A 14,773-nucleotide genomic window follows, 5' to 3' on the forward strand; every position below is an offset into this window, starting at 1 on the left:
ATTGATATAATGATGAAAACAAAACTCTTATTATTTACGATGGCTTGTGCTTTCGCCGTCCAGACATCGGCACAGTCGGAGACTGTTAAGTACGAGGATTTCCTCGTTACCCCTTCAAATATCTCTCAAGGCGTTCTTGACAATGGTTTCCGCTATTATCTGTGCGACAACGGTTTTACAGGTAATGGGCTGGAAATTCGACTCATCCAGAAATCTGGCACTGGTGACGATGAGGGTACCTCTGGCATTGCGCTCTTATTGAGAAGGATGCTTTTCTCCGAGAACCTCACTGTAGGATCAGTCGGCGTGGTAAAGGATCAGCTCGATGCCCTGAATATGCAGCGCATCCCCAGTTTCCGTGCCCTTAATGGCCTTATACCCGATATTCCCGCTTACTGTTCAGAGATGGACAACGGGTGTACGGAGTTCAATCTGTTTCGTTTGAAGAAAGAGCGTGCCTATGCGGCGTCGTGTGTAGAGCTGTTGTCCCAGATAGCAGGTCATGCCCGTTTCTCGGCTTCTGAGTTGGAGCGCCAGAAGACGTTTCTGGTCAACGAGATCACTAACAGCAGATACGACCTTGCAAAATCCGGAGAAAACAGCCTAAAGGCCACATTTGTGGATGGATGTACCCTCGATGAGTTGATTAACAAACAAATCAACAGTATCCGCAGCATTACGCTCCAGCAGATTGAGGCGTACTACCAGCGTTGGTATGTGCCACAGAATCAGTGCCTGTATGTGTTTGGCAAAGCGCCAGACGATATCGTTGATATCATCAAGCAGCAATTTGGCTGTCGTCCCAATATGCCCGCTCCCGAAAGGGGTGTGAATAAACTGAACCACCAGAAGCTGCTGATGTTAAAACACGACGTTCCGGCATTTTATCTTCAGTTCTGTTTCGTGCAACCTCGTGTAGCGGCATCGGCGACCAAGAATCTGGACTATCTTCGAAAAAAGGCGGTTTACGGCCGACTTGGCGAGATTCTTGGTACTTCTAAGGATGCACAAGTAACGGTGTCGATGGATGAAGACGCTCCGTTTTTCCGATGCCCCGTTTTTGAATTGAGAATGATGATGGCATTAGACCTCTATGCCGACGAGCGTCAGTTGAGTGACTTTGTCGATGATGTCACGAAGAAGCTGGATGACATCATACACAACGGGGTGCAGACTCATATAGAACAACTAACGATAGAAAAGCAAAAGGAACTCCAGCAACAGGCGTTGACCAATATCCGTGACTATAAGGTGCTGGATACCCATTCCTGTATCAAGGCTAATTTTATTCATTCCAAGCCACTCGTCAAGGAGGAACCGACGTACCAGTATTTCAAGCACGAAGTCAGCGAACAGGATATTCAGGACTGTTGCAAAGAGCTATTCAAAAATTACGATTTGCGAATCGTGTGTACAACGCCGTATGGCTATCCCGATGCCGACATCAAGGCAAAGCTGGAATCAATGATCTACCACCTATCTACACCCCCGAATTAATAAATCTATCTGGAGCGATGCCGGTCTATGGTCAGTTCAATTTTTTATCTCTGATGCTTGTAAAAACTTTTTATTAGAGTTTCTGGCTTAAGTAAATTCGGTCGATTTTTATGCTGAGTTAATTCGATTGATGATTTGAGCCGGCTCGATTAATCGTTTGAATTAATTCACGGTTTTTAGGCACTCCAATTAACATCGGGGGAATATATACAGAAATATGCGAAAAAAATACCTAAATCACTCAATCGTCAATACAAGTGATTTAGGTATTTGATTTTAATATATATGGAAAACTATTTATCGTAAGCGTGGACAGGATAGTCAGTGGTGTAGTGCAATCCGCGGCACTCCTTGCGCTCCAACGCCCAGCGGGTGATGAGATAGCCCACGTTGATCATGTTGCGCAGCTCGCAGATGTCGCGGGTGGCGCGTACACGTTTGAAGAGGCGCTCGGTCTCCTCGTAGAGCATATCCAGACGGTCCCAGGCGCGATGCAAGCGCAGGTCGGAACGGACGATGCCTACATAGTTCGACATGATGAGGTTGACCTCCTTGACGCTCTGGGTGATGAGTACCTTCTCCTCGTTGGTCATCGTACCCTCGTCGTTCCATTCGGGTACCTTCTCGTTGAACTCGTAGTAATCTACATGCTCCAGCGAATTCTTGGCGGCTGTCTCGGCATAGACCACTGCCTCGATGAGAGAGTTAGAGGCCAGACGGTTACCACCATGCAGACCTGTGCAAGAGCACTCGCCCAGGGCGTAGAGGCGCTCGATGCTGGTCTGGCCATTCAGATCGACCTTGATGCCGCCGCACATATAGTGGGCTGCAGGGCGAACGGGGATATAGTCGGTGGTGATGTCGATACCCATCGACAGACACTTCTGGTAGATGTTTGGGAAGTGTTTGCGGGTCTCGGCAGGGTCCTTATGGGTGACGTCGAGGCAGACGTGATCCAGTCCGTGAATCTTCATCTCCTTATCGATGGCACGCGCCACGATATCACGTGGTGCTAACGACAGACGGTCGTCGTACTTCTCCATGAAGGTCTCGCCATTGGGCAGCTTCAGGATGCCGCCGTAGCCACGCATGGCCTCGGTGATGAGGTAGGCGGGGTGGGTCTCCTTGGGATTATGGAGCACAGTGGGGTGGAACTGCACAAACTCCATGTCGGCCACTGTTCCTTTGGCACGATATACCATGGCGATACCATCGCCAGTAGCGATGACGGGGTTTGAGGTGGTGACATAGACGGCACCGCAACCGCCGGTACACATCACGGTCATCTTGGCCAGATAGGTATCCACCTTCTGCGTCTCGGGGTTCAGCACGTAGGCACCGTAGCACTGGATGTTGGGCGAGCGGCGTGTGACGCGTACGCCCAGGTGGTGCTGGGTGATAATCTCTACGGCAAAGTGATCTTCCTTGATGTCGATATTAGGATTGCTGCGTACAGCCTCCATCAGCCCGCGCTGAATCTCAGCGCCCGTATCATCCTTGTGGTGCAGGATGCGGAACTCTGAGTGTCCGCCCTCGCGATGCAGGTCGAACTTGCCCTCGTTGGTCTTATCGAAGTTAACACCCCAGTTCACCAGTTCCTTAATCTGTTCTGGTGCCATTCTTACCACTTGTTCTACGGCTTTCGGGTCGCTGATGTAATCGCCAGCAATCATCGTGTCTTCAATGTGTTTCTCGAAGTTATCCAGTTCGAGATTGGTGACCGATGCCACGCCGCCCTGAGCAAACGAGGTGTTGGCCTCGTCGAGCGATGTCTTACAGATCATACATACTCTGCCTTTGTTGGCGCGAGCCACCTTCAGTGCGTAGCTCATGCCTGCTACGCCGGCTCCTATCACTAGGAAATCATACTTGTATACCATACTACTGATAATGTAATTGTCACAAATCTGCTGCAAAATTACTTAAAATTTCGAATATTCTTTGCATCTTGACGTTTTTTTTGTATCTTTGCCATCGTAAAACCCTCAATAAATACCACAATGAAACGACTAGTGCTTATATTCATGCTGATGGTCCCGATGGTGGTGCTGGCACAGCAGACAACCATTGGCGGAACCGTTTTAGACGAGAAGACGGGGAGGCCTTTGCCTCAAGTGAGTGTTTCCGTGGGCAGAGTTTCTGTCGTCACCAACGAGGATGGCGCCTTCCTCCTGAAACTGGCTGGCGCGCCGCAGAGTGTCACGGTATCGCATCTGGGCTACAAAACCAGAAAGGTGGCTCTACAGGCAGGGCAGACAGAAGGGCTGAAAATCAAGTTGCAGCCCACTGTCATCCAGTTGCGCGAGGTGGTGATACATACGGGCGACCCGCGTGAAATCGTTGAGATAGCCATTCGCAAGATTCCTGAGAACTACAGCCGACAGCCTGAGTTGCTGAAGGCGTTCTATCGCGAAACGGCCATGAAGCGTAAGCACTTCATCTATGTGGCAGAAGGTGTGGAGGATATGTATAAGACGCCTTATACGCGTGGCATACTCCGCGACAAGGTGGCTATCGTGAAGGGTAGGCGCCTGCTCAGTCAGAAGCAGGGCGACACCTTAGGACTGAAGGTGATGGGTGGACCTGTGCTGCCTGTGCAGCTCGACGTGGTGAAGAACAGCGACCTGCTGCTGAACAAGGAGGATATGGATGCCTACAGCTACAGCTGGGGCACACCGGAATATATCAACGACCGCCTGCAGATGGTGGTGCTGATGGAACCGCAGTTCCCGAAGCCCTATGCGCTCTATCATGGAAAGCTATATATCGACAACGAACGTCTGGCGTTCACCCGTATCGAGCTGGATCTTGATATGAGCGACAAGGAGAAGGCCACCCGCACCATGCTGGTGCGTAAGCCGATGGGCGTGAGGTTCAAGCCGCGTGAGCTGTCGTGCGTGGTCGACTATCGTTATGCCGATGGCGTCACCCGTATCAGCTACCTGCGCAACACGTTCAGGTTTAACTGCGACTGGAAGAAGCGCCTGTTCAGTACCTCGTTTACCGCTACCTGCGAGATGGCCGTCACTGATAGCCAGTCGGAAGGTGTGACACCCATCCAGAGCCGCAACTCGTTCGACTCGCGTGAGGCCTATTACGACAAAGTGGAGTACTTCCTGGATCCCGAATACTGGGAGCATTATAATATCATAGAACCCTCTGAATCGCTCGATAAGGCGATACGTAAGCTGGTTTCAACGTACCAGCGCAATTGATTAGGAAACAAAACATGAAGCTGAAATACAGATATTGGATAATAACACTCTTATGGATATGTTCGCTGGCCACGCTGCAGGCGCAGACCGATAGCATCAAAGTGCGTATCGACTCGCTGCTGTGCGACCCGCTACTGAACAGTACACAGTTAGGACTGGTGGTGTACGACCTGACGACCGACTCGACGCTCTATGCCTACAATGCGCGTCAGACCATGAGGCCCGCTTCGACCATGAAGCTGCTCACGTCGGTTGCTGCCCTCGATGCATTGGGCGCTAAATACCAGTTCCACACCTCTTTGTATTACACAGGCACGGTGAAGGACAGTGTGCTCACTGGCAATCTGTATTGCGTGGGCGGCATGGACCCTCTGTTTGATATCGCCGATATGCAGGCCTTTGCCGCCAGCGTGAAGGCGCTGGGGCTCCATACCATTCGTGGCAAACTGGTGGAGGTGAGAAACTTCAAGGATAACGACCTGCTGGGCGAAGGCTGGTGCTGGGACGATGATAACCCCACGCTCAGTCCGCTGCTCATCGATAAGAAGGATGTGTTCATCAGCAGACTGGTACAGCAACTCGATGCCCTGGGCATCTTTGTAGATGCGCCTGCCGACTATGGTACGCTGCCCAAGCAGGCCAAGCAACTCTGCGTGCGCACCCATCCGTTGACGGATGTGCTTGGCCCGATGATGAAGAACAGCGATAACCTCTTTGCCGAGGCAATGTTCTACCAGTTGGGTGCCTCGACAGGGGCTCAGCCTGCCAAGGCTTCGCACTGTAGGCAGGTGATGCTGAAAACACTCCAGAAGGCGGGTGTCAGAGGCCAGTATAAGATAGCCGACGGCAGTGGATTGTCGCTCTATAACTACGTGACGCCCGACCTGCTCACCCGACTGCTCGTCTATGCCTATCGCCAGTCGGGCATCATCCGGCATCTCTACTCGTCGTTGCCCGTATCCGGCGAGGACGGCACGTTGAAGAGTCGCATGAAGGACACGCCTGCCTATCTCAATATCCGCGCCAAGACAGGTACTGTTACAGGTATATCGTCGTTGGCTGGTTATGCCCTGTCGGCCGATTGCCATATCCTGGCGTTCAGCATCATCAATCAGGGTGTGATGAAGAGCGACGATGGGCGCAATTTTCAGGATAAAGTATGTACAGCTTTGTGTAAGTGAATAGTGATTAGTTAGAAATATGAAACAAGAACAGATATTAGTTAGAATTACAGGTCAGGATCGCCCAGGACTCACGGCATCTGTGATGGGTATCCTTGCAAAATACGATGCACAGATCCTGGATATCGGTCAGGCTGATATCCACTCTACATTGTCGTTGGGTATCCTTATCCGTATGGACGAGACCAACTCAGGTCAGGTAATGAAGGAACTGCTCTTCAAGGCCACCGAATTGGGGGTACAGATAGGTTTCTCGCCCATTGGCGACGATGAGTACGAAGACTGGGTGGACCATCAGGGTAAGAACCGTTATATCCTCACCGTGATGGGACGCCAACTGGAGGCCCGCCAGATAGAGGCCGCCACCTCGGTTATTGCCGAGCAGGGATTGAATATCGACTCGATTATCCGTCTTACAGGTCGTAAGAGCATCAAGAATCCAGCCAAGCACACCCGTGCCTGCATCGAGTTCTCGCTGCGTGGCGAGCCCAAGGACCGTCAGGATATGCAGTCGAAACTGATGAAGCTATCGAGCGATATGGAAATCGACTTCTCGTTCCAGAAGGATGATATGTTCCGTCGTATGCGTCGCCTCATCTGTTTCGATATGGACTCAACGCTCATCCAGACCGAGTGTATCGACGAGCTGGCAGAACGTAATGGGGTGGGCGATCAGGTGCGTGCCATCACCGAGAGTGCTATGCGTGGCGAGATCGACTTCAAGGAGAGTTTTACACGCCGTGTGAGTCTGCTCAAGGGCCTCGACGTGAGTGTGATGCAGGAGATAGCTGAGAAACTGCCTATCACAGAGGGTGTTGATCGACTGATGACCACCCTGAAGCGTTATGGTTATAAGATTGCCATCCTCTCTGGAGGTTTTACCTATTTCGGCGAATACCTGCAGCGCCGCTATGGCATCGATTATGTATATGCCAATGAGCTTGAGATTGGCGATGATGGCAAGTTGACAGGTCGCTATGTAGGTGAGATTGTGGATGGTCATCGCAAGGCCGAGCTGCTGAAGCTTATTGCTCAGGTTGAGAAGGTGAACCTGGCACAGACTATTGCCGTGGGCGATGGTGCCAACGATCTGCCTATGATTAGTGAGGCGGGACTGGGTATCGCCTTCCACGCTAAGCCTCGTGTAGTGGCCAATGCCGAACAGAGCATCAATACCATCGGACTTGATGGTGTGCTCTACTTCCTTGGCTTCAAGGACTCATATCTCGGCGATCAAGGCGTGATGTAATGGCGTTCGCATCTACTTTATTAGCATGGTATAAGGAATATGGTCGCGATCTGCCCTGGCGGCAGACGCGCGACCCATATCCTATTTGGCTCTCAGAGATTATCCTCCAGCAGACCCAGGTGAAGCAGGGGTGGGACTACTGGGAGCGCTTCATGCATCGCTGGCCCACCGTTGAGGCGCTCGCTGCTGCTACTGAGGACGAGGTGCTCCGCGAGTGGCAGGGACTGGGCTATTACAGTCGCGCCCGTAACCTCCATTTCGCTGCCAAGCAGATTGTATCGATGGGACAATTCCCTGATACCTTAGAGGATATCAAGAAACTGAAAGGTGTTGGCGATTACACTGCCGCTGCCATTGCCAGCTTTGCGTTCGATATCCCTGCCGCTGTGGTCGATGGTAACGTGTATCGTGTGCTTGCCCGCCATTTCGGTATCGATACCCCCATCAACACCACCGAGGGCAAGAAGGTGTTTGCGGCTCTCGCTCAAGAGCTGTTGCCCCAGGGGCAGGCAGCTGCCTATAATCAGGCCATCATGGACTTCGGGGCCATCCAGTGTACACCCGCCTCGCCCAATTGCATGTTCTGTCCTTTGGTCGAGTCGTGTGTTGCCTTTCGTTCAGGCACGGTGGCCCAGCTCCCCGTCAAACTCAAGACGCTCAAAGTTACCGAGCGCCACTTGTCTTACGTGTATATCAGATGTAACGGCGAGACCGCCATCCATCGTCGTGGACCAGGCGATATCTGGCAAGGACTTTGGGAACCCTTGTTGCTCAACGATGAGCTCTATTCACTATTCACTCATCGCTATTCACTACGGCTTGTGAAAAAAGGCGTCCGCCACGTGCTTACCCATCGGGTACTCTATGCCGACTTCTACCTATTAGAAATCGGAGAGAAGCCTGCGCTTCCCCCCGATTATATCTGGATAGCCGAGGCCGACATTGAACAATATGCCTTGCCTCGATTGATTGAGAACCTACTGCTTGCTCTTTAGGTAGTTGGCAAAGATGCGGGCGGCACTCTCTACCTTCGCGGCACAAGGGCGCGACTTGTAGTATTCCGCCGTGCGTTCCGAGGCTACATAGCTGGCGTGTGCCTTTTCATAACCTTTCAGGCCTAAGATCTCTGCACAGATCACACTGCCGTTCTCTGCTTTCGACTGTGCCAGCAGGTCCTGCACCACCTTGTAGCAGGCCGACTTTCCTTCGCGGTCGCTGCCCTCCGTCTGTCCGCAGTCCAGTCCTACCAGCATCACGATGCCCGATACGGCGCCGCACATCATGCGCAGGCGTCCCACACCGCCGCCAAAGCCAGCGGCTATCTTCTTAGCCAAAGTATCGTCCAATCCATACAGGTCAGCAAACGCCGCCACCACACTCTGGCAACAGCCATAGCCTGCCATAAAGTTATCCACCGCACGATTCACGCGCTCGTCTAATTCTTTATCTGTCATCATCTTTACCTTTTTTGCCTGCAAAGATATATGTTTTTTGTTCAAAAAAGCGTATTATATGATTTTTTTTTTGTATTCGACCTGGTACCATAATATCATTTCCCCATTTGGTAGATTTGACAGCCTGCTAAGAGGAAGGCGCCAACGCCATAGACCTCGGTCATGTCGCGTGTCACTTTACGTGGGTCGGCTCCGATAGGTTGAACATATCCTAACTTGCCTGAGGGGTCAACGGCTTTAAGCATCCCCTGCCACCCCTTGATGACTACGGGCAGGAACTTGGTCTTATCAAGCAATCCGGCATTGATACCATAAGCTAAAGCATAAGTGATGAGGCCTGTGGCGCTGGTTTCTGGCGATGGATAGGATTCTGGATCCAGCAAACTGGCGTGCCAGTATCCATCTGCACATTGTAAAGCAGCTAAACGTGTACAGTTCTCGATAAAGAACTCTTCATAGAATTTGCGGTTCTTGTCTTTTACAGGAAGGATGCGTAGCAGGTTAGCCGTACCTGCTGCAACCCATCCTGCTCCACGTCCCCAGAATATTTTCTTGCCATTGGTCTCGCGTTTGCCTAAATACCGTGTATCCCGATAGAAGAGATGTTCATTTTTATCGTACAGAAGTTTGTAAGTGGTGAGCCATTCCTGGTTCATGAAATCGATGTATTTCTTGTCGCCTGTCAGGGTGTACATGTGTGCAAATACCTGTGGAGCCATGAAGAGAGCATCGCACCATGACCAACGGTCGCAGGTATGGGGATGGCTCTCATCGAGTTGCATGCTGTAGTGAGACGGGTGAGTGATAATCCAGTCGAGTCGTGCTTGGATATGCCACAGCATCTCAGGAACCTGATACTTTTCATAGAGTGCCATATAGGTATGCCCCACAGCCATATAGTCGGCATGATAGATTTTGCGTCCCAGCTGGTAGTCATTGCGACGCCCAATGCTGTCAAGCCACTGGTAATAAACTTCGTACTGATCAACTTTGTCACTGAGTTGCGCCCAATCAGCCATGCCAATATAAAGAGCTGCATTAGCCCAGTTAACATCGTCGTGACGCTGATTCGTATTAAAATCCGCAATTTGCCAATCGGCAACCTGCCGCATCTTATTGTAAGTAGCTTGTTTACTAAAAGGCACCTGAGCCCAAACTGATGTGCTTACAGAGAGCACCATCATGAAAAATAAAACTGATATTCTTTTCATCTCTTTTTTATTAAAGAGTTGCAGAGAGAAAATCTCTCCGCAACTCAGCAACTAACTTTTAATAACCAACATTCTGAGGGAACTCAGTACTTGTATTTGAATCAATAACTTCCTGTGGAATAGGCCATAGTACATGATAATCCTGAATCAGCGGACCAGCCTCGGTGTTATATTTACGGCAACGTTCAAGGAGCTTTCCTGTGCGGCAGAGAGTGAATCGGCGTGACTCTTCTCCAACCAGTTCTCGGATGCGCTCATCGAGAATAACGTCCATCGTTATCTGTTCTGAAGATATTTCAGAAGCGTGAGCACGTCGCCGTACAACATTCAGTGCTTCTGATGCGCCGGTTTTGTCGCCTTTATTCAATCGCGCTTCGGCAAGAAGCAGATAGGTTTCTGCAAGACGGAACTTCATGCGATCGCGGTTGGTTCCCGTATAAGTAAGATTGTCTGCTTTGCCATAGAAAAATTTTACGAGAGCAGGATAGAGACGATAGGTTGTAAACCAGGTTTCATCAGTAATTTCACATCGTTTACCCAGTAGATTTGGTGTTTTCGGATTGTTATAATACCAGTTGCGTTTGATGTTGTATTCCGAGTTTCGGATGTCGTTGGCATCGAAGAAACCTGTGTTGTCACCAATCCACCACTTCAGAGGAACCAACTGGCAAAGACCACGACCGCCAAGAGTATCTGCAAGTGTGAAACCTTGAATTTCGAAGTATTTTGGTTCCCAAGCACGTCGTGTCCAATCGTCGTAAGCATCTCCACCTCCTTTGGTCTGGTATTCGAACTGCATAACCCATATACTCTCCATATTGCCAGAGGTGCGGTTCTGGTTATATTCTTTGAAAAGGTCAGAAAAAACATCACCGGGCTTATTCTTTTCAACGCCAAATCGATTACTCATAAGACGGAAATAGCCACAATTGATGACGTTGAGCGCGGATTTCTCAGCATTGGCATTATCACCGTTCATAAGATAAACCTCGCTGAGCAGATGTTCCGCAGCCCATTTGGTAAGCTTACCTACTTTAGAAACATTGTCAGGATCAATAGGGAGGTTTTCTGATGCATATTTCAGATCGTCTATCATGTGTTGAATGACTTCAGTCTTAGGCGTTCTTGTAAAATCTGTGTGGATTTTTTCCTGAATCTTATCAACATAAGGAACATCACCATAGAGATAAACCAAAGTGCGATATGCATATGCACGGAAAAAACGTGCTTCTGCCATATAGTTTGCCTGATCGGTTGGCTTATCCCAGTTTGTACATTTCTCTGCATAGGCAAGAATCTCATTTGCAGCTGCAATTAGGCTGTATGCCCATTTCCATGTTGAGGTAACAATCCCCGTATTGGATGTTAATGTGCAATAGCCGAAAGGCTGAATAGAACCATCCTTGGTCCCCATGACAGCTAAGTCAGTAGCTATCTGTTGTGATTCGTATGGACAGGCTGCACTGTGCATAAAGGCGGTCGATCCCCATGTGTTATACTCAGCACGCGCAATAGCATACATACCAGCAGAGCCTGTTTCGAAGCCATAAGAGTTGGTATAGGTGTTGTCTGGTGCAAGTTCGCTCTTTAATTTCTCATCGAGATAGTCAGAACAACTGGTAGCCATGATGGAGAGCGATACAAATAATGCTGATATAATATTTTTCTTTTCCATTGTTTTCATAATTTGTGGTTTTTAGAAAGTCAAATTGATACCTAATACATATGAACGAGCTGTTGGGTATGAAGCGAACCAGCTGTTGTCGTAATTGAGCATGGAGCGGATGTCGCAGAATGTCCATGCATTATTCACGCTGAGGTTGACGGATGCTCCTTGGAGATGCATGCGCTTAACGAGGCTGTGATCAAGGTTATAACCAACAGTGATGTTCTTTATCTGGATATAGGTAAAGTCGTGATAGAAGGTATGTCCATCAAAATTGCTGTATACAGGAGAACAATATTTGGCATTCGGATTCTCTGGAGTCCAGTAGTCGGCATCTTCCAGATAGTTATAGAGATTGTAAGCCCAAGAACCGATATTGGCTTCGTTCAGTTCACGTGTAACCTTAAAGGTACCGCTAATCAGACTTGAGAAATAGAAGTTTCGCCATGTGAGTTCGTTGGTCATCGCCATACGGAAACTTGGTTTCTTTGAGCCGATAATGACTTTATCGTTAGAGTTGATGACACCATCGCCATTGGTGTCTTGGAGTTTGGCAGAGCCAGGTTTGGCACCTTTCTGGATTTGTACGGTATTTCCATTGGCATCGGTAGTGGTATAGGTATCACCCTCTTGCCAGATACCTACAACATTGTAATCGTAGTACACTTGTATAGGCTGTCCGATAAACCATTTGTTGGTGATGTCGTCTTTCTTATCGCCACGAACGTCAATAATCTTATCGCGGTTGAGTGAGAAGTTTATACCTGTACGCCACTCTAAATCGTTTTGCTTGATGTTCACTGTATTTAAGCTGATTTCTATGCCTTTGTTTCGTGTACGGCCGATATTGTCCATGATGGTGCTATAACCGTTCATAATAGGTACGGTACGCTTCATGAGCAAGTCCTTTGTATTGGAAACATAGGTATCAATACTACCATAGATACGTCCATTGAGGAATGAGAAATCGATACCAAGATTGAAGGTGTGAGTTGTCTCCCATTTGAGGTTCGGGTTTCCTGCACCGTCGTTAGGCAGGTAGACAGCGTTGGCAGTAGAGCCATTGTCGCCCCATACATAAGTACCAATGTGAAGACGGTCGAGTGTTTGATAGGGGTTGATGGCCTGATTACCATTGGAACCATAGGAGACACGGATCTTCAACTGATCGAGCCAGTCATGTGTATTAGCCAAGAATGCCTCCTGATGGATGTTCCAACCTACTGCTACAGAAGGAAAAAATGCATATTTGTTGTTCTTTCCAAAAGCAGAATAGCCATCTGTACGGCCAGTAAGTGTGAGCAGATAACGGTTTGCATAATTATAGTTGGCGCGGAACATGTATGACAACATCTGGGTTTCGCGGAGACTTGAGGTCACAGTCTTGTTCTTCTCGCCAGCACTCAGGTTATGGAAACTGGAGTCATCGTTGATAAAACTCTCAGCCGAGCCACCAGCCTTGTTGCTGCATGTCTTCTGCAAAGAGAATAAACCTGTAAGGTCGATGGTATGTTTCCTAAACGTACGATTATACTTCAGGATATTTTCCCAAGTGTAATCATAATAGTGTGTGTTGTTGATAGAGGCTTTACCGCCTACGCTTTTACCGGTGAAGGTGTCGCGACCGTAATAAGTTCCTGTAAAAATAGTACGGTTGTTATATCCGAAATTGGTTCGGAAAGAGAGCCCTTTGACGGGGAATACAATATTGGCATAGGAGTTGATGATGAGGTTGCGGCTGGTGTTGTCTTGATCGGCATTAACATCCACCATGGGATTGCGGATGAGCGACTGGTCCATAGGCTCCTCATAATAGTTACCATTCTCCTCTTTGAAGATGCCATAAGGACTCTGCTTGACGGCATGCTCGATATTTGGGGTGATGCCACCAGACTGTTTCTGGATATACTTGGTATTGACACCAATGGTGAGCCACTTGTTGAGTACTTGAGTTACACCAAGGTCGAGGTTATAGCGCTCCATGCGGGAATTAAAGACTACCCCCTGCTGATTGAGGTAGGCAAGAGCGGCATTGTAAGTAGTTTGTTCGGTACCACCCGAAAGACTGATCTGGTGGTCGTGAGAAAAGGCTGTGCGGAAAATGATGTCCTGCCAGTCGTTAGTAATACCCTGATAATAGTTGCTGAGCTCGCTGGCACTGAGGATGTTCTCTGGTCTGAGTTGCTCACCTTCCCATCCATCCTGAAGGCGGGCAATATCTTGTTTGAATTTTAAGTATTTTTCCGGACTCATGACGTTAACACGATGCTGTGGCTCTGAGATGCTGAACTCACCCCTGTAGGAAACATGCGGTGCACCAATACGCCCTTTCTTTGACTGGATAAGGATAATACCATTAGAACCGCGTGAACCATAGATGGCAGCTGCTGATGCATCTTTCAGCACACTCATACTCTCTATGGTATTTGGATCAAGGTCGGCTAAAGAACCATTATAGGGAATGCCATCAAGAACCACGAGAGGAGCATTGTCTGCCGTAAGAGAGTTCTGACCACGGATGAGGATGGACTGGTCTACACCTGGAGCAGCATTGCCAGTTGTGATATTTAATCCAGGTATCTGGCTTGCTACTTTATCCATCAGGTTAAAACTTGCCACACGATTCAGGTCCTTTTCACCAACGTTGACAACGCCACCGGTTAAATCGGCTTTCTTCATGGTACCATAACCTACAACCACCACTTCATCAAGTGCTTTGGTGTCTTCTTTCATCGTGATATTATAGCTGTTTCCTCTGCTGATTTTCTGGAAGAAAGGATTGAAACCAATGTAGGTCAATTTGAGCGTTTCACCCTCTGTTGCCTTGATAGAATAGTTTCCATCCATATCGGTTGTTGACATGCGATTAGTGCCTTCAATCGATATGGCTACGCCTACAAGGGGTTCACCGTTAGAGTCAAAGACGCGACCTTTAATCGTCTTGGTGTCACCCTTTTGCTGAGTACTGGTAGCAGTTCGTCCTTCATTCTCCAGTTTTAACGCAATGTGATTGCCACATAATGCGTAGCTGATGTTCGTTCCTTCAAATAGTTTGTCTAATAAACTACTGGTAGGTTGCTGCAATGATGACACATTGACGAGGCGATTGACATTAATGTCTTTGCCGTAAATAAACAGATAGTTCGTTTGCGATTCGATGTCGTTTAGAACTGTTTTTACAGTAACATTGTTTCGGTTTACTGTTACCTTTGCATTCTGTCCATATGTTTGAGCTGGAAGCATGCTCAAAGTGAACATAGACGAGAATAGAGATACTTTTAAATAAGTTTTCATAAATAA

At 48.7% G+C, this 14,773-nt stretch carries 10 protein-coding genes; 5 read left to right on the plus strand and 5 right to left on the minus strand.

Going from position 1 to position 14,773, the window contains the following annotated elements; genetic code table 11:
• Window positions 1-9 precede the first annotated feature (9 nt).
• Window positions 10-1,497 carry an insulinase family protein gene (locus T491_RS0100200; protein WP_081773171.1) on the plus strand — a complete coding sequence of 496 codons (1,488 nt, stop codon included), beginning with the start codon at window positions 10-12 and terminating at the stop codon, window positions 1,495-1,497.
• Between the two features lie 293 nt (window positions 1,498-1,790).
• On the opposite strand, the gene nadB is transcribed toward T491_RS0100200, so the two are convergent.
• The gene (gene nadB / locus T491_RS0100205; protein WP_028902084.1) at window positions 1,791-3,377 is read right to left on the minus strand and encodes an L-aspartate oxidase; all 1,587 of its coding nucleotides are present in this window, start codon (window positions 3,375-3,377) and stop codon (window positions 1,791-1,793) included.
• A gap of 120 nt (window positions 3,378-3,497) precedes the next feature.
• Here nadB and T491_RS0100210 point away from each other — a divergent pair, with 120 nt between their 5' ends.
• Genes T491_RS0100210 through mutY form a run of 4 tightly spaced genes read left to right on the plus strand, consistent with a single transcriptional unit; the run spans window position 3,498 to window position 8,137 of the window.
• Window positions 3,498-4,712: a carboxypeptidase-like regulatory domain-containing protein gene (locus tag T491_RS0100210; protein WP_033148282.1), complete on the plus strand. Its 1,215-nt coding sequence runs from the start codon at window positions 3,498-3,500 to the stop codon at window positions 4,710-4,712.
• Between the two features lie 14 nt (window positions 4,713-4,726).
• Window positions 4,727-5,893: a D-alanyl-D-alanine carboxypeptidase/D-alanyl-D-alanine-endopeptidase gene (dacB, locus tag T491_RS0100215; protein WP_028902086.1), complete on the plus strand. Its 1,167-nt coding sequence runs from the start codon at window positions 4,727-4,729 to the stop codon at window positions 5,891-5,893.
• Between the two features lie 19 nt (window positions 5,894-5,912).
• Entirely contained in the window at window positions 5,913-7,142 is a 1,230-nt protein-coding gene (gene serB, locus T491_RS0100220) for a phosphoserine phosphatase SerB (RefSeq protein WP_028902087.1), read from the plus strand.
• On the plus strand, window positions 7,142-8,137 hold the full coding sequence (gene mutY, locus T491_RS0100225; protein ID WP_028902088.1) for an A/G-specific adenine glycosylase: 996 nt from the start codon (window positions 7,142-7,144) through the stop codon (window positions 8,135-8,137). The genes serB and mutY overlap by 1 nt, the downstream gene beginning before the upstream one ends.
• Here mutY and T491_RS0100230 read toward each other — a convergent pair.
• From T491_RS0100230 to T491_RS0100245, 4 genes are all read right to left on the minus strand, one after another.
• The gene (locus T491_RS0100230) at window positions 8,120-8,596 is read right to left on the minus strand and encodes a C-GCAxxG-C-C family protein (RefSeq protein ID WP_028902089.1); all 477 of its coding nucleotides are present in this window, start codon (window positions 8,594-8,596) and stop codon (window positions 8,120-8,122) included. The genes mutY and T491_RS0100230 overlap by 18 nt on opposite strands.
• Window positions 8,597-8,691: 95 nt before the next feature.
• A complete protein-coding gene (locus tag T491_RS0100235) occupies window positions 8,692-9,807 on the minus strand; it encodes a glycoside hydrolase family 105 protein (RefSeq protein ID WP_028902090.1) in 1,116 nt (371 codons plus the stop codon).
• Window positions 9,808-9,865: 58 nt separating this feature from the next.
• Window positions 9,866-11,491 carry a RagB/SusD family nutrient uptake outer membrane protein gene (locus T491_RS0100240; protein WP_028902091.1) on the minus strand — a complete coding sequence of 542 codons (1,626 nt, stop codon included), beginning with the start codon at window positions 11,489-11,491 and terminating at the stop codon, window positions 9,866-9,868.
• A gap of 12 nt (window positions 11,492-11,503) precedes the next feature.
• A complete protein-coding gene (locus T491_RS0100245) occupies window positions 11,504-14,767 on the minus strand; it encodes a TonB-dependent receptor (RefSeq protein ID WP_231480141.1) in 3,264 nt (1,087 codons plus the stop codon).
• Window positions 14,768-14,773 lie beyond the last annotated feature (6 nt).

Origin of the sequence: Prevotella sp. P6B4 (assembly GCF_000619985.1) — a bacterium.
Classification (GTDB): Bacteria; Bacteroidota; Bacteroidia; order Bacteroidales; family Bacteroidaceae; genus Prevotella.